The sequence below is a fragment of the Comamonas sp. B-9 genome (assembly GCF_000410635.1).
GTDB lineage: Bacteria > Pseudomonadota > Gammaproteobacteria > Burkholderiales > Burkholderiaceae_C > Comamonas.
Map to the genome: position 1 here is coordinate 1 of NZ_KE148584.1, position 15,557 is coordinate 15,557.

At 59.8% G+C, this 15,557-nt stretch carries 12 protein-coding genes; 10 read left to right on the top strand and 2 right to left on the bottom strand.

What is annotated here, in order from left to right; genetic code table 11:
* The 4 genes from H928_RS33980 to H928_RS31595 all read left to right on the top strand — a co-directional run.
* Positions 1–2,599: RHS repeat-associated core domain-containing protein (locus H928_RS33980; RefSeq protein WP_021027039.1), on the top strand; the 2,599-nt coding region annotated here is incomplete at its 5' end.
* On the top strand, positions 2,596–2,970 hold the full coding sequence (locus H928_RS31585) for a hypothetical protein (RefSeq protein ID WP_148293159.1): 375 nt from the start codon (positions 2,596–2,598) through the stop codon (positions 2,968–2,970). The genes H928_RS33980 and H928_RS31585, both read left to right, overlap by 4 nt.
* Positions 2,971–3,239: 269 nt before the next feature.
* Positions 3,240–3,425 carry a hypothetical protein gene (locus tag H928_RS31590; RefSeq protein ID WP_148293160.1) on the top strand — a complete coding sequence of 62 codons (186 nt, stop codon included), beginning with the start codon at positions 3,240–3,242 and terminating at the stop codon, positions 3,423–3,425.
* Between the two features lie 514 nt (positions 3,426–3,939).
* Complete coding sequence (locus H928_RS31595) at positions 3,940–4,272, top strand: Imm58 family immunity protein (RefSeq protein ID WP_148293161.1); 333 nt, start codon at positions 3,940–3,942, stop codon at positions 4,270–4,272.
* Between the two features lie 773 nt (positions 4,273–5,045).
* On the opposite strand, the gene uraH is transcribed toward H928_RS31595, so the two are convergent.
* Positions 5,046–5,396 (bottom strand): hydroxyisourate hydrolase, encoded by a 351-nt coding sequence (gene uraH, locus H928_RS0113785; RefSeq protein WP_021027040.1) that lies wholly within the window; start codon positions 5,394–5,396, stop codon positions 5,046–5,048.
* A 92-nt stretch (positions 5,397–5,488) separates the two neighbouring features.
* Here uraH and H928_RS0113790 point away from each other — a divergent pair, with 92 nt between their 5' ends.
* The 6 genes from H928_RS0113790 (at position 5,489) to H928_RS0113815 (ending at position 14,398) form a co-directional block, all read left to right on the top strand.
* Positions 5,489–6,166, top strand: a complete 678-nt coding sequence (locus H928_RS0113790; RefSeq protein ID WP_021027041.1) for a GntR family transcriptional regulator — start codon at positions 5,489–5,491, stop codon at positions 6,164–6,166.
* Complete coding sequence (gene puuE, locus H928_RS0113795) at positions 6,163–7,122, top strand: allantoinase PuuE (protein ID WP_021027042.1); 960 nt, start codon at positions 6,163–6,165, stop codon at positions 7,120–7,122. The genes H928_RS0113790 and puuE overlap by 4 nt, the downstream gene beginning before the upstream one ends.
* 67 nt (positions 7,123–7,189) lie before the next feature.
* Positions 7,190–8,965, top strand: a complete 1,776-nt coding sequence (gene uraD, locus H928_RS0113800; RefSeq protein WP_021027043.1) for a 2-oxo-4-hydroxy-4-carboxy-5-ureidoimidazoline decarboxylase — start codon at positions 7,190–7,192, stop codon at positions 8,963–8,965.
* Positions 8,962–10,233 carry a M20/M25/M40 family metallo-hydrolase gene (locus H928_RS0113805; protein ID WP_021027044.1) on the top strand — a complete coding sequence of 424 codons (1,272 nt, stop codon included), beginning with the start codon at positions 8,962–8,964 and terminating at the stop codon, positions 10,231–10,233. Before uraD ends, H928_RS0113805 begins: the two co-directional genes overlap by 4 nt.
* Before the next feature lie 270 nt (positions 10,234–10,503).
* Positions 10,504–11,991 carry a nucleobase:cation symporter-2 family protein gene (locus tag H928_RS0113810; RefSeq protein ID WP_021027045.1) on the top strand — a complete coding sequence of 496 codons (1,488 nt, stop codon included), beginning with the start codon at positions 10,504–10,506 and terminating at the stop codon, positions 11,989–11,991.
* A gap of 103 nt (positions 11,992–12,094) precedes the next feature.
* Positions 12,095–14,398, top strand: coding sequence for an NADP-dependent malic enzyme (locus tag H928_RS0113815; protein ID WP_021027046.1), 2,304 nt, complete (start codon positions 12,095–12,097; stop codon positions 14,396–14,398).
* A gap of 113 nt (positions 14,399–14,511) precedes the next feature.
* On the opposite strand, the gene H928_RS27755 is transcribed toward H928_RS0113815, so the two are convergent.
* Positions 14,512–15,557, bottom strand: a 1,046-nt coding sequence (locus H928_RS27755) for a four-carbon acid sugar kinase family protein (protein WP_239644964.1), incomplete at its 5' end; no start/stop codon positions are given.

Below are 15,557 nucleotides of genomic sequence, written 5' to 3' on the forward strand. Positions count from 1 at the left end.
GACCCTCAACGGCCAGCTCGCTGTCCGCCATCTGCCTGCCAGCGACCTGACTCCCGCCATCACCCACCGCTACGAATGGGGCAAGACCGGAGAGCTGCTGCAAGCGAGCGTGTGGCACCAAAGGGCGGGGCCAGCAGGGCAAGGACAAGGGCAAACAGCGCAAACAGCCCAAGATCCAGCTGGCGCCATTCTGCAAAGCCAGGCTCTGATTGAACGCGATGCAGCAGGCCGGGTCATTGGTGAAGTCCAGCGCCTGTACAAAGCCCAAGCGACCAGCCAAAGAAGCCATCCGTTTGCCTCACCCGAGATTGAGTTCGAGCACCGCATCAGCCACAAGCTCGACGCCATGGGCAACCGCCTATCGAGCCAATTGCCCGGCCTGGGCGAAGTGGGCTACCTGCTCTACGGCCCAGGCCATGTACACGGCATCACCTGGCAGGGCGAAGCCCTTATCGATATCGAGCGCGACGTGCTGCACCGCGAGACCAGGCGCCAGCTGCTCACTGACATCCCCCACCTGGCAGCGGGCCAAAGCCGCAAGCCGCTGGCACGCCAGCTAGGCTGGGACACCGCAGGGCGCTTGACCCACATGCAGTGGAGCGGCCTGGAGCAAGGCGCAAGCCTGCCCGATATGCTGGACCCGCTGCCCGGGGGCAGTGTGGGTAGCGCTGCCAACACCCACCATATTGTTCACCACACTGCCCACACAGCAAGACCACCCCAAGCCCTGCTTGGAGCCCTAACCGCCAAGCACTACCACTACGACAGCCTGGGCCAAATGGTCGGCATCCAAAGCCCTGCAGGCATGAGCCGCTTTGCCTACGATGCAGCAGGGCGCCTCACAGGCGCAGACACCCCGCATGCCGGAGCCCAGCGCTGGCAGTTTGACCCGGCAGGCAATCGCCTGCCCATCACGGGAACAACTAGCCAACCCAGCACCGGTGAAACCATCACCGGCGAGCTCAACGAAACCGACCGCCTGCGTGCCCAGCAGCGTGCCAGCGCCCAGGCCAACCCCATCACCCCAGAGCAGCTGCTGCGCCCCGACTTCAACCCCTTGCAGGTCAGCCAAGACCCAGCCAGCCACCAACCGCTACCGACCACCCAACGCTGGGCCGGCAACCGCGTGGCCTATTACGAAAACAGCGAAGACAAGAGCAGCCAGGGCGCCAAAACCCACTACCGCTACGACAGCAGAGGCAACCGAGTTCAAAGCCTGGACGAGACCACCGGCCGCCAGATAGACCTGTACTGGGACACCGGCAACCAGCTCGTGCAGGTACATGTGCAAGAAGGCGGCAAACACCACCTGCAGCACTACCGCTATGACGCGTTTGGCAGGCGCCTGGCCAAATACAACCATCCGGCCAACGCATCAACCAGCCAGGAGAGCGGCACCGACTACTTTGGCTGGGACGGTGACCGGCTCGTGCACACCGAGCGATTCAACAGCAGCAACAGCGTGGGGAGCCAGGACAACAACGGCGCAGCCCAGCCCGAAATTATCCACACCATCTACGAGCCAGGCAGCTTCACACCCCTCATCCAACTGCGACGCGTCACCAAGGCCCCGCCAGATCTGGCCGACCAGCTGCTGTCCAACACCCAGCCCGGCCTGGTGCAAGACGCCCTGCGCGGTGTGCTCTCGGATATCAAAGCGATGAATGCCTCGATGCAGCACAACATCGCCATCCAGGCGATGCCCCCAGATGTGCAGCGCTTTATGTACGAGCAGTTCCAGGAGCTGGAGCAGACGGTGACCAGCCAGCGCGAGGAAGCGGCGCAAAGCATCGAGATACGGCATTACCTGTGTGACCACCTGGGAACGCCCCATGCCTTGATACATGAAGACACCCAGCTGGAGTGGGCGGTGCAACTGGATGCCTGGGGCAATGTGCGGGTGGAGCATAACCCCGGGAATTTGTACCAACCCATTCGGCTGCCGGGGCAGCATGCGGATGAGGATACGGGGCTTTATTACAACCGGCATCGGTATTATGAGCCGAGTGTTGGTGTTTATATAAATCAAGATCCTATAGGGCTGACTGGGGGCGTAAATTCTTTTGCTTATGCTAAAGAGTCGCTACAGCATATTGATCCTTTAGGCCTACAAACTCAGGCATCAACTAAATCTAGCAGTTATGACTCATCTGACGGCTACTATCATTACTACATGATAAAGTTTGAACTCTGCGAAAGAGATAAATGCCTAAGCTGCAATGAAGATGCTGCATGGAAAGCTCTGAAAAAATATCCCGCACCAGGCTGGAATCCTTTACAGGAAGTTAAAACTGGTGATGATACCAATATCTCATTTTTAGGCTTGAATGGCGGAACAGTGCGCCACATTGTCAATGACGATGGAAAATATCTTTACAATATAACTCATACTGATCATATATTTTCCGAAGGTTACGTACAGCGCTCAGTAGTTGTTGAGAACAATAAAATATATATCAAATCTATTGGCGAAGGCGTTACTAGTAGGGGGACATGGTATGGTTTGCCAAGACCTGTACGTGCAACAATGAATATGAAAATGTACAAACCCGGATTTGAATCCCTTGATGAAAAAATAAAGTCAGAGGTATGTAAATGATTCTCAAAAAAATGCTAATCTCTTTTTGCATCTCCTTGTTTGTATTTGGTTGCACTTATAAAAATGAAAGTGCCGTCATCAACCATTTTATAAAGACGGATCGCAATCAAGATGAGAAATTGTCCGTAATTTTGAATAATTTCGCCACCGATCGAAAATATGTCGCAAGTAGTTACACCTTAAATGCACAGCACAGGATATTTATATTCGATTACCGAGATAAGAGTGGGCGACATCTTGCAAGTTTTATAGGATTTGATGATTTTCAGTATCATTTCTCATTCTATAAAGTAAATAACGAGAACATTGCTGCCGATTTTTTGGATTTTTTTGAAAAGAATGCTGATTTTGATTATATTGAAATAGATTAATATGCATAACCTAGGCAATTCAGTCAAATCTTATAACTTGAAAAAAAGGGCAGTAGTTGTACTTTTACTCAGCCGGGGTGCAAACCGCTTCCGGGTTATGTGGCGGGCAATGTGAGCAATGGAGTTATAAATAATTCCGAAGTGGGCACTGATTAAAAAAAGGCCTATAGGACAAATTTAGGCTTACCATATTTTGTCGATAACATGTGGCACCCGCAAAGCGAGGAAATAATTGAAGCCTATTAATGCAAATAAATGCAAGGACATTGATGGCAGCCTTGCTGGCGCCACTTTTTTCAGCATTATTTTTTATTGCATTAATTGCATTACCCAACGCAAATCAATCAGGATTAGATATTTTAGCATTTATCTCAGTGCTTTTATACATTGGTTTTTTATCCTTGGGTTACCTAGCATCCTTAGTTTGCAGGAGAAAAAGAAGCTTACCATCTTAAATCTCACAGCCTACACAATTGCTTTAGGTATTATGATATATGGTTTATTTCTTTGACTGCCATCACTAGCAATAGGCGTAAATCTATCAATTGATGCTATAAGAGATTTATGGGTTGGTGCATTTTTTGGAGCAGGCGCTGCAATAGCTTATGGCTTGAATGCGGGAATAGATTTTAAATAATTAATTTCCATAACGCGGCTGATGGGTCAGGTTGCCTCCTCTGTGACTCCAGTATTGAATATCGCAAATATGCTTTTAAGCCCATCCTGATTTGATGGTTCCCATGACAAATAACGGCCCATTAACTTTCCATTTACACAGGCGGCTCCCTGCCAGTAGCAAGTGCCGCTATCATGGGGCCAGGCGCCAACCCCTTTAGCAAGAGTAAACAAAAAAATAATGGCTATGCGAATAACCTATCACAAGATCAAATCCGTGCCACCATATAGCTTAAACCATAATCCTCAAATCAATGCATAGATTTTTCCAACGCGCATTAGGAGCTGAAGAAAATGAGTAAACTTAATCAATGGAAAATCTCTTCGATTGTTTTAGGGGCATGTTGCTTATTAATGATTTATAAAGGATTTGATGAAGGTATAACATTTACCTACATGAAAGCAAGTATGGAGAGCACAACAATGCATGCAGAATTAATTAGAGACTTGATTGAGCATGAATGGATGGGATTAAACAAAGAGGAAGTTTTGTCACGCTTGAATGCTTACGCAGAATCACGACCATCTGAAATTATAGTGATAAAGGAAGAACCTCAAGAAAATGCAATTTATTTTGACTCTTATAAATTTTGCTTTTCCAACCAAAAACTAGTGAAAATAATATAAATTCAGAGCAGCTAGGAAACCTCAGCAGAACCAATGAATTCAGCAGCGTAGATCGGTTCACCGCTGGTTGAGCCACATCTGCGCGGTTTTACAGCCAAGTGTCGCAGCGCTAATGATTGCATGTATAAAAACCGCTATCGCCTGTTCATGGATCACAAAGTCTGCGTGAGCTTGTAGGGTCAGCGAAGTCCAGCAGGGTGGCCTGCCATGCAAATAACCCTGCGCAATAAGGTACGCCCCCCGCACTGCGCGCCCAGATTACTGCCAGCAATAGCAATAAGATGCCGAGCGTTATCCACCGTGTTTGGGGTTTACCGATCAGAGGGTCTGCAATTTGAAAAAGCACCAGAACGAGCGAGACCGCCCTCGCAACGAACATCGCCTGCAACACAGGAAGAACCCAGCACTGCTAGAAAATCATCGTTGGTAGCCAGCACCAAATCATTCTTGAAGAGCTCCGACAAAGGGGGTCCAGTCAAGATGGGAACGGAGCGAGCCGAAACGATGAAGATGTAAGAAGTCGCTGGTTCGCTGGTGCTGAGCGAGAGGCGAGCAGTAGCCGCGCACTGAACCGTCTGTGGGCACAACTCAACAATTCCGCGAAACCCTTACTCGAAGGGCTAAACGCGGATCTGGATGGGACACATGAAGGCCTTTTTTGATAAGTAAGACGTAGCCATTGACCAGGAAGGCAACGAAGCGGATCGCCCGAACCCGCATCCATACCTCAAGGAAGGGAATCGGCAGAATTCCCTAAGCTCCCTCGCCCCGCCTCAAGACCCCCGGTACGTCGAATAACTCCAGGGGCTGACCAGCAGCGGCACGTGGTAGTGCTGGTCGGCATGGGCCACGCCAAAGTCCAGGTTCACCTGGTTCAAAAAGTTGGGGCTGGGCAGCTCCACGCCTTTGGCGGCAAAGTAGGCCGCCACTTCAAAGCTCAGGCGGTAGGTGCCGGGGCGCAGCGTCGCATTGTCAAACAACGGGGTCTGGGTGCGGCCGTCGTGGTTCAGGGTTTCGCGGCGGATGAGGCGGGCTTCGCCGCCATCGGTGGCGTACAGCGCAATGTCCATGCCCGCAGCGGGGCAGCCGTGCATCGTATCGAGAACGTGGGTGCTCAGGCCCATAGGTAAATCTCCTGATGATTCTGGGTAAGATCGGACTGGTGATGTGCACTAAAAGTGTATACACTTTTTGTCATTCGGCCTACTATCCTGACATGGAATCCACCTCAACGTCCACCATTGCCCAAGCCCTGACCCGTGCCATCGTCGAGCACCGGTTGCTGCCGGGCACCAAGCTGGCCGAGCAAAAACTCGCCGACCACTTTGGCGTATCGCGCACCTTGGTGCGCCAGGCGCTGTTCCAGCTGTCGCAAAACCACCTGGTCACCCTGGAGCCCGCACGCGGCGCCTTTGTGTCCACCCCGTCCGTCACCGAAGCGCGCCAGGTCTTTGCCGTGCGCAAGATGCTCGAAGCGCAGATGACCCGCAGCTTTGTCGAGACCGTCACGCCCAAGCAGATCAAGGTCTTGCGCGAGCATGTGCGGCAGGAAGCCGCCGCCGTGCACCGCGCCGATGTCACCGAGCGCACCGAACTCTTGGGCGACTTCCATGTGCGCATGGCCGAGCTGATGGGCAACGATGTGCTGGCCCAGCTGCTGGGCGATCTGATCTCGCGCTGCGCGCTGATCACCCTGATGTACCAGTCGGCCAGCGCCGCCGCCCACTCCCATGAGGAGCACGAAGAGATTGTGCAGGCCCTCGCCCGCAAGGATGCCGAAGGCGCCGTGCAGCTGATGATCGCGCACCTCGAGCATGTGGAGCAAGGCCTGCAGTTCGAACGCGAGATTCCCAGCAACGATTTATCCATGGCTCTGTCCTCGATCACGCTATGACCTACGACGCTACCACCCCCTACCCCCGCGACCTGATCGGCTACGGCCGCGATGTGCCCCATGCCCAGTGGCCCCAGGGCGCACGCATTGCGGTGCAGTTTGTGCTGAACTACGAGGAAGGCGGTGAAAACCATGTGCTGCACGGCGACCCGGGCAGCGAGCAGTTCCTCTCGGAAATGTTCAACCCGGCCTCCTACCCGGATCGCCACATGAGCATGGATGGTATCTATGAGTACGGCTCGCGCGCCGGCGTCTGGCGCCTGCTGCGCGAGTTTGAAAAGCGCGGCCTGCCGCTGACGGTGTTTGGCGTGGCCTCGGCCTTGCAGCGCCACCGCGAGCTGGCCCAGGCGTTTTCCGATCTGGGCCATGAGGTGGCCTGCCACGGCCTCAAATGGGTGCATTACCAAAATACGCCCGAAGAGGTCGAGCGCGCCCATATGCAGCAGGCGATGGACATCTTCCACAGCCTCTACGGCAGCCGCAGCACCCACGGCCTGGGCTGGTACACCGGCCGCGACAGCCCCAACACCCACCGCCTGGTGGCCGATTTTGGCGGCTTTGCCTATGACAGCGACTACTACGGCGACGACCTGCCGTTCTGGATGAAGGTCGGCAAGAGCGATGGCAGCGCCGCGCACCAGCTGATCGTTCCCTGCACCCTGGATTGCAACGACATGCGCTTTGCGCTGCCCCAGGGCTACTCGCATGCCGATCCCTTCTTCCAGTACCTCAAGGACAGCTTTGATGTGCTGTACGCCGAAGGCGACCCGGCCGGCGAGAACCGCCCCAAGATGATGAGCATCGGCATGCACTGCCGCCTGCTGGGCCGCCCGGGCCGCATCACCGCACTGCAGCGCTTTTTGGACCATATCCAGCAGCACCAGAACGTCTGGGTCTGCCGCCGAATCGACATTGCCCGCCACTGGGCCGCGCACTTTCCCGCCCCCACGCTTTGAAAGATGACACAGCGCCGCGCCCGAGCGAAAAGAAGCGCTAGTACTCCATCCATTCGATAGGAAACACATGGCCCTGACCCTGGAACAACTCAACCAAGCCACGCCCGATGCGGCGCTGGCCATGCTCGATGGGCTGTACGAGCACTCGCCCTGGATTGCCCAAGCCGCGCTGGCCCAGCGGCCCTTTGCCTCGCTCGCCCAGCTCAAGCACGCGATGGTGCGCGTGCTGGCGCAGGCGCCGGTCGATGCGCAGTTGGCCTTGATCCGCGCCCACCCGGAGCTGGCGGGCAAGGCCATGGTGGCCAACACCTTGACGGCAGAGTCCACGCTGGAGCAAAACCGCGCGGGCCTGACGCAATGCACACCCGAGGAGTTCGCGCAGATCCAGCAGCTCAATGCGGACTACAACGCCCGCTTTGGTTTTCCGTTCATCCTGGCGGTGCGCGGGCCACGGGGCCTGGGCCTGGCCAAACAGGAGATCATCGCCACCTTTGCGCGGCGCCTGAACCACCACCCCGATTTCGAGCGCAACGAGGCGCTGCGCAACATCCACCGCATTGCCGAGATCCGCCTGAACGACAAGTTCGGCTACGAGCCGGTGCTGGGCAATGACGTCTGGGACTGGCAGGAGCGCCTGGCCCAGCACAGCGACGAGGGCTTTGCTGAAAAAGGCCAGCTCACCGTCACCTACCTGACCGATGCCCACCGCGCCTGCGCCCAGCGCATCAGCCACTGGATGCGCGACAGCGGCTTTGACGAGGTCGAGATCGATGCGGTCGGCAATGTGGTGGGCCGCTACCGCCCCGTGCAGGAAGGTGGTAAATACCTGCTGACCGGCAGCCATTACGACACCGTGCGCAACGGCGGCAAGTACGACGGGCGCCTGGGCATCTTTGTGCCGATGGCCTGCGTGCGTGAGCTGCACCGCGCCGGCAAGCGCCTGCCCTTCGGCATCGAAGTGGTGGCCTTTGCCGAGGAAGAAGGCCAGCGCTACAAGGCCACGTTCCTCGGCTCGGGCGCACTGATCGGCCACTTCAACCCGCAGTGGCTGGACCAGGCCGATGCCGCCGGCATCACGATGCGCGAGGCCATGCAGCATGCCGGCCTGTGCATTGACGACATCCCCAAGATCCAGCGCGATGCGTCCAACTACCTGGGCTTTATCGAGGTGCACATCGAGCAGGGCCCGGTGCTGACCGAGCTGGATATTCCGCTGGGCATCGTCACCTCGATCAACGGCAGCTCGCGCTATGTCTGCGAGATGGTGGGCATGGCCAGCCATGCCGGCACCACGCCGATGGACCGCCGCCGCGATGCCGCCTGCGGCGTGGCCGAGCTGATGCTGTATGCCGAGCAGCGCGCCGCGCAAGATGGCGATTCGGTCGCCACCGTCGGCATGCTCGAAGTGCCCAGCGGCTCGATCAACGTTGTGCCCGGCCAGTGCAAGTTCAGCATCGACATGCGCGCGCCCACCGATCCGCAGCGCGACGCGCTGGTGCGCGATGTGATGGGCCAGCTCGAGGCCATTGCGCACAAGCGCGGCCTGCGCTACCGCGCCGAGCAAACCATGCAAGCCGCTGCCGCGCCCAGTGCGCCGGCCTGGCAGCAGCGCTGGGAAAAGGCCGTGGCCGCCCAGGGCGTGCCGCTGTTTCGCATGCCCAGCGGCGCCGGCCATGATGCGATGAAGCTGCACGAGATCATGCCCCAGGCCATGCTCTTTGTGCGCGGCATCAACAGCGGCATCAGCCACAACCCGCTGGAGTCCTCGACCGCCGATGACATGCAGCTGGCGATCGACAGCTTCAGCCACGTCCTTCAACAACTAGAAAACGAAACCGTATGACCACGAACCACGCCACCTACGCCGCCCTGGACCAGTGGATTGACCAGCACTTTGACGAGCAGGTGCAGTTCTTCCAGAAGCTGGTGCAAGTGCCTACCGACACGCCGCCGGGCGACAACACGCCCCATGCCGAGCGCACCGCCGAGCTGCTGCAGGCCATGGGCTACACCGCTGAAAAGCATGAGGTGCCCCAGGCCGATGTCGAGGCCTATGGCATGACCTCGATCACCAACCTGATCGTGCGCCGCCCCTTTGGCGCAGCCGGCTCGGGCCGCACCATTGCACTCAACGCCCATGGCGATGTGGTGCCGCCCGGCGAGGGCTGGAGCCATGACCCCTATGGCGCCCGCATTGTTGACGGCAAGCTCTATGGCCGCGCTGCTGCAGTGAGCAAGTGCGATTTCTCCACCTTCACCTACGCCTTGCGCGCACTGGAGGCCGTGGGCAAGCCCAGCCGGGGCGCGGTGGAGCTGCACTTTACCTACGACGAAGAGTTTGGCGGCCTGCTGGGCCCCGGCTGGTTGCTCGAAAAAGGCCTGACCAAGCCCGACCTGATGGTCGCTGCCGGCTTCAGCTATGAGGTGGTCGTCGCCCACAACGGCTGCCTGCAGATGGAGATCACCGTGCACGGCAAGATGGCCCATGCCGCCGTGCCCCACACCGGGGTGGATGCACTGCAGGCCACCGTTGCGATCATGAACGACCTGTATGCGGAAAACACCGCTTACCAAAAGGTCTGCTCTAAGGTCGAAGGCATCAAGCACCCCTACCTGAACATTGGCCGCATTGAAGGGGGCACCAACACCAATGTCATCCCCGGCAAGGTGCTGCTCAAGATCGACCGCCGCATGATCCCCGAGGAAAACCCGGTCGAGGTCGAAGCCCATATCCGCCAGGTCATCGCCAAGGCGGTGGAGCGCTTCAACAGCGAGCGCGGCTACCAGGGCGACGACGCCGTGCGCATCGACATCAAGCGCCTGCTGCTGGCCAATGCGATGACGCCGCTGGCGGGCAACCAGCCACTGGTCGATGCCATCCAGACCCATGGCGAAGCCGTGTTTGGCGAGAAGCCCCCAGCTGTGGGCACACCGCTCTACACCGATGTGCGCCTCTATGTGGAGCGCGGCATTCCCGGCGTGATCTACGGCGCCGGCCCCCGCACCGTGCTGGAGAGCCATGCCAAGCGCGCCGACGAGCGCCTGGACCTGGAAGACCTGCGCCGCGCCACCAAGGTCATCGCCCGCTCGCTGGTCGATCTGTTGGCCTGATCCAACGCGGCGCCCGGCTGCGCCGACTCACCCGTTTTTGCATCCACCGCCCCTAGGCCCCGCGCCTGGGGGCGGTTTTGCATGGGGCGGCAGGCATTTTTGTGAACGAGCCACGCGCATCCAACCGGCCACTCCCCATCGCATGGTGGCGGCTTGAGGGTAATCAGGGGGGTGCGCCATCAGCGCATGTGTATACACTTTTTGTATGGATTTTTAAGACATAACACTGGCTTTTCTGGTCAGAAATTCCCCGCATGAGGAGTGATAAAGATGCAGTCTGACAAACACCCCGTCGACCAGGTGCTGCCCCTGGGGCGCCTCACCACCTTGGGCTTGCAGCATGTGCTGGTCATGTACGCGGGGGCAGTGGCCGTGCCGCTGATCGTGGGGCGCGCACTCAACCTCGACTCCCACCAGATCGCCAAGCTGATATCGGCCGATTTGTTTGTCTGCGGCCTGGTCACCCTGATCCAGGCCTGGGGAGCGACCCGCTGGTTTGGCATCAAGCTGCCGGTGATGATGGGCGTGACCTTTGCCAGTGTGGCGCCGATGATCTCGATGGCGCAGACAACGGGCGGCGTCTATGGCGCGGGCCTCATCTTTGGCTCGGTCATCGGTGCGGGGGTCATATCGATCCTGATCTCACCGCTGGTCAGCCGCATGCTGCGGTTCTTCCCGCCGGTCGTCACCGGCACCATCATCACGGTGATTGGCATCAGCCTGATGCGCGTGGGCATCAACTGGATCTTTGGCAACCCGGTGGGCCCCACGGCGCCTTCCGTGCCCAACCCCGAGCATGTCAAATGGCTGCAAAGCGCCCAGATGGCCGCTGGCGCGCCGGGCTCGGCGCTGCCGCCCATCCCACACGGCCTGGCGATTCTGCCGTCCGTGCCCAACCCCCGCTATGCGGATCTGAGCGGCGTTGGCATCTCCGCGCTGGTGCTGGTCTCCATCCTGCTGATCACCAAGTTTGCCAAGGGCTTTATGGCCAATATCGCGGTGCTGGCCGGCATTGTCATCGGCGCCATCGTGGCCTCGGCCATGGGCCTGATGACCTATGAGAAAGTGGCGCATGCCGAGTGGTTTGACTTTGTCATGCCGTTTGAGATCGCGATGCCGGTGTTCGATCCCATCCTGATCCTGACGATGACTCTGGTGATGGTCGTCGTGATGATCGAATCGGTGGGCATGTTCCTGGCACTGGGCGACATGACCAACAAGGAAGTGACCCCCGCCGACCTGACCCGGGGCCTGCGCACCGATGGCCTGGGCACCTTGCTGGGTGGCATCTTCAACACCTTCCCCTACACCAGCTTCTCGCAAAACGTCGGCCTGGTCGCAGTCACCGGCATCCAGAGCCGCTTTGTCTGCGTGGCCGGCGGCTTTATCCTGATCATTCTGGGCGTGCTGCCCAAGCTGGGCGCGCTGGTCGAATCGCTGCCCACGATGGTGCTGGGCGGCGCGGGCTTGGTCATGTTCGGCATGGTGGCCGCCACCGGCATCCGTATCCTGTCGAATGTGGATTTCCGCCATAACCGCTACAACGCCATGGTCGTTGCCGTGTCGATTGGCGTCGGCATGATTCCGCTGATTGCACCGCAGTTCCGCCAATGGATGCCCCACGCCATCCACCCGCTGATCGAATCGGGCATCCTGCTGGCCTCCATCTGTGCCGTCGCCTTGAACCTGTTTTTCAACGGCGCCAAACTCGACCAGGCCCAGATCATCAAGGCTGCGCAGCAAGCAGATGCCCACTGACAAGATTGCTGCGGTGCAGCATCGAAACTTAGGCCCACTGCCCCATAGGGGTGGGCCTGCGCCTTTATCATCAGCTTGGTTCACTCTGGATTGATTCACTCTTATGGCACAACAACTGTCCGCCGCCGAACAGGCACTGCGCGAAGCCGCACTCGAATACCACCGCAGCCCCAGCAAGGGCAAGATCTCCGTCACCCCGACCAAGCCGCTGTCCAACCAGCGTGACCTGTCGCTGGCCTATTCGCCAGGCGTGGCCTACCCTTGCCTGGACATCGAGGCCGATCCCAGCCTGGCTGCTGACTACACCTCGCGCGGCAACCTGGTGGGCGTGATCACCAATGGCACCGCCGTGCTGGGCCTGGGCGATATCGGCCCGCTGGCCAGCAAGCCGGTGATGGAAGGCAAGGGCTGTTTGTTCAAGAAGTTTGCCGGCGTCGATGTGTTTGACATCGAGCTGGCCGAGCGCGATCCGGACAAGCTGATCGACATCATCGCCAGCCTCGAACCCACGCTGGGCGGCATCAACCTGGAAGACATCAAGGCCCCCGAGTGCTTCTACATCGAGCAAGAGCTGTCCAAGCGCATGAACATTCCGGTGTTCCATGACGACCAGCACGGCACGGCCATCATCTCCAGCGCCGCACTGCTCAACGGCCTGGAGCTGGTCGACAAGCAGATCGGCAATGTCAAGATCGCCGTCTCCGGCGCCGGTGCCGCCGCCATTGCCTGCGTCGATGTGATGGTGGGCCTGGGCGTCAAGCGCGAGAACATCTTCATGGTGGACTCCAAGGGCGTGATCTACGAAGGCCGCCCCGGCAACCTGGACGCCTCCAAGGCGCGCTACGCGCAAAAGACCGAGGCCCGCACCTTGGCCGACGTGGTCAACGGCGCGGATGTGTTCCTGGGCTGCTCGGCTCCCGGCGTGCTGACCGCCGACATGGTCAAGACCATGGCCGACAAGCCGATCATCCTGGCGCTGGCCAACCCCGAGCCAGAAATCCGCCCCGAGCTGGCCAAGGCCGTTCGCCCCGATTGCATCATCGCCACCGGCCGTTCGGACTACCCGAACCAGGTCAACAACGTGCTGTGCTTTCCCTACATCTTCCGTGGCGCGCTTGACTGCGGCGCCAGCAAGATCACCGAAGCCATGAAGCTGGCCTGCGTGCGCGAAATCGCCGCCCTGGCCAAGCAGGACGTGAGCGACGAAGTGGCCGCCGCCTACCAGGGCAAGGAGCTGAAGTTCGGCCCCGACTACCTGATCCCCACCCCGTTCGATACGCGCCTGATCCTGCGCATTGCACCCGCCGTGGCCAAGGCTGCGCAAGAATCCGGCGTGGCAGCACGCCCGATCGAAGACATCGACGCCTACCGTGAGAACCTCACCCGCTTCGTCTACCAGACCAGCATGTTCATGCGCCCGGTCTTTGCAGCAGCCAAGGCCAACGTGCAACGCGTGGCCTACGCCGAAGGCGAAGACGACCGCGTGCTGCGCGCCGTGCAAGTGGCGGTGGACGACGGCCTGGCCAAGCCCATCCTGATCGGCCGCCCCGCCGTCATCGAAGCGCGCATTGCCAAGGCCGGCCTGCGCCTGCAACTGGGCAAGGATGTGGACATCGTCAACCCTGAAGACGACCCGCGCTTCCGCCAGTACTGGGAGGCTTACCACCAGCTGATGGGCCGCAATGGCGTCACGCCTGAGGTGGCCAAGTCTGCGGTGCGCCGCTCCAACACCGTGATCGCCGCACTGATGGTGCACCTGGGCGATGCCGACGCGATGCTGTGCGGCGTGATGGGCCGCTTTGACCGCCACCTGGGCCATATCGAAGACGTGCTGGGCCACAAGACCGACGCCAACCGCCTGGCCACCGTGAATGCGCTGATGCTGGAAAACCGCACCCTGTTCATCGCGGACACCTACATCAACGAAGACCCGACCGCCGAAGAGCTGGCCCAGATCGCCAAGCTCGCCGCGCAAGAGGTGCAGCGCTTTGGTCTGCCTCCGAAGGTGGCCTTCCTCTCGCACAGCAACTACGGCTCGTCCACCCGCAAGTCGGCGCTCAAGATGCGCGCTGCCCGCGACCTGTTCGCCGCTGCCAACCCCGACATCGAATGCGATGGCGAAATGCATGGCGACGCCGCGCTGGACGAAAACGTGCGCGAGCGCACGCTCATCGAGTCGAGCCTGACCGGTGAAGCCAATGTGCTGATCTGCCCGAACCTGGATGCCGCAAACATCCTGTTCAATGTGCTCAAGACCACCGCCTCGCACGGCACCACCATCGGCCCGATCCTGCTGGGCAGCGAGGCACCCGCCCATGTGCTGACCCCCTCGTCCACTGTGCGCCGCGTGGTCAACATGACGGCCCTGGTCGCCGCCCAGGCCCAAGCGCGCAAGGAAGGCAAGTAAGCCCTGGCGCGGCGCCCGCCGCGCCTTTGCTTGCGCTGCACAGCGCATAAAAAGATAGCCCCAGGCATAGCGCCTGGGGCTTTTTTACGTCTGCACCGCAGCCCTCGCGCCCCTCAGCCCGCCCCCGTCACCAACCGGTCGAACAGCTGCGCATCGCCCATCTGGCCGCCTTTGAGCATCAGCTCCAGCCCATCGATGCGCGCATCATCGCTGCGTGCCACGCTCATGGTCACCCCGGGCGCCAAGGTGCTGTGGAAGGCAAGCCCCCACAGTCCCAAAGCCTGCGTCGCCAGGCTGGAGGTATCGCCGCCCGCAATGCCCAGGCGCCGCAAGGGCTGGCCTTGTGCTGCCACCAGGCGCAAGGTTTCTGCCACCAATTGCGCACTGCGCTGTGCCACCGCTGCCGTCGTGGCCGCGTCCACCACCTGGTCAGGTCGGCTGGTGTGCGCCAGCATAGGGCGCCCCTCGTGCAGGCCCTGGGCCAGCTGGGCCGCGCAAGCGCTCAGATAGCCCTCTTCGGCCAACAGCCGGCCCACCTCCACCTCCCGCTTATCAAACTGCTGGCTGGCCGCGATCTGCTGGCGGGATACCGGCGACAGGCTGCCCACCAACACCAGCACCGGGCCCTGCGCGGGTGCCAGCGGCTCCGCCACTGGCGCATCGCCCAACAATCCCAATTGCCGCCAGCCGGCTATCAGGCACTGCTCGACACCGCTGGGCCCCACGGCCAGCAACGGCGACTGCTGCGCGCGCGCCCACAGCAAGGCGCCAATCTGCGGCAGTTGGGCCTCGTGTAACAGATCGATCAGCAAGGCATCTGGCGAAGGACGCACTCCCGTTTGCGCCTCTCGCGCTTCTTGCGCCTGCATCCAGCGCAGCAACCCAGCCGTATCGGCCCCCGCCAGCTCCAGCTGCCGCGTACTCAGCAGCCGAATATCAGCCAGGCCCTGCTTGGCCAGGTGCAGCCGCAAATCGGCCTCGTCCATGGGGGTAACGGGGTGATGCCGCATGGTGGGATGGCGGTCAAGGCGCTGCACCGCGCCACCCGGCCCCGCCTGCGCGAACAAATTGCCAAAGGCGCAAAAGCGCCCAATATTGGGCTGGCCGCCAACGATCACCGCTGGCGATACGGGTGCGACCTTGCGCAAGGCCGCCACAG

Bases quoted from the DNA above. Each gene is read 5' to 3' on its own strand.
- H928_RS31585 (WP_148293159.1), top strand. From the start codon at position 2,596: ATGATTCTCAAAAAAATGCTAATCTCTTTTTGCATCTCCTTGTTTGTA.
- H928_RS31590 (WP_148293160.1), top strand. From the start codon at position 3,240: ATGGCAGCCTTGCTGGCGCCACTTTTTTCAGCATTATTTTTTATTGCA.
- H928_RS31595 (WP_148293161.1), top strand. From the start codon at position 3,940: ATGAGTAAACTTAATCAATGGAAAATCTCTTCGATTGTTTTAGGGGCA.
- uraH (WP_021027040.1), bottom strand. From the start codon at position 5,396: ATGGGCCTGAGCACCCACGTTCTCGATACGATGCACGGCTGCCCCGCT.
- H928_RS0113790 (WP_021027041.1), top strand. From the start codon at position 5,489: ATGGAATCCACCTCAACGTCCACCATTGCCCAAGCCCTGACCCGTGCC.
- puuE (WP_021027042.1), top strand. From the start codon at position 6,163: ATGACCTACGACGCTACCACCCCCTACCCCCGCGACCTGATCGGCTAC.
- uraD (WP_021027043.1), top strand. From the start codon at position 7,190: ATGGCCCTGACCCTGGAACAACTCAACCAAGCCACGCCCGATGCGGCG.
- H928_RS0113805 (WP_021027044.1), top strand. From the start codon at position 8,962: ATGACCACGAACCACGCCACCTACGCCGCCCTGGACCAGTGGATTGAC.
- H928_RS0113810 (WP_021027045.1), top strand. From the start codon at position 10,504: ATGCAGTCTGACAAACACCCCGTCGACCAGGTGCTGCCCCTGGGGCGC.
- H928_RS0113815 (WP_021027046.1), top strand. From the start codon at position 12,095: ATGGCACAACAACTGTCCGCCGCCGAACAGGCACTGCGCGAAGCCGCA.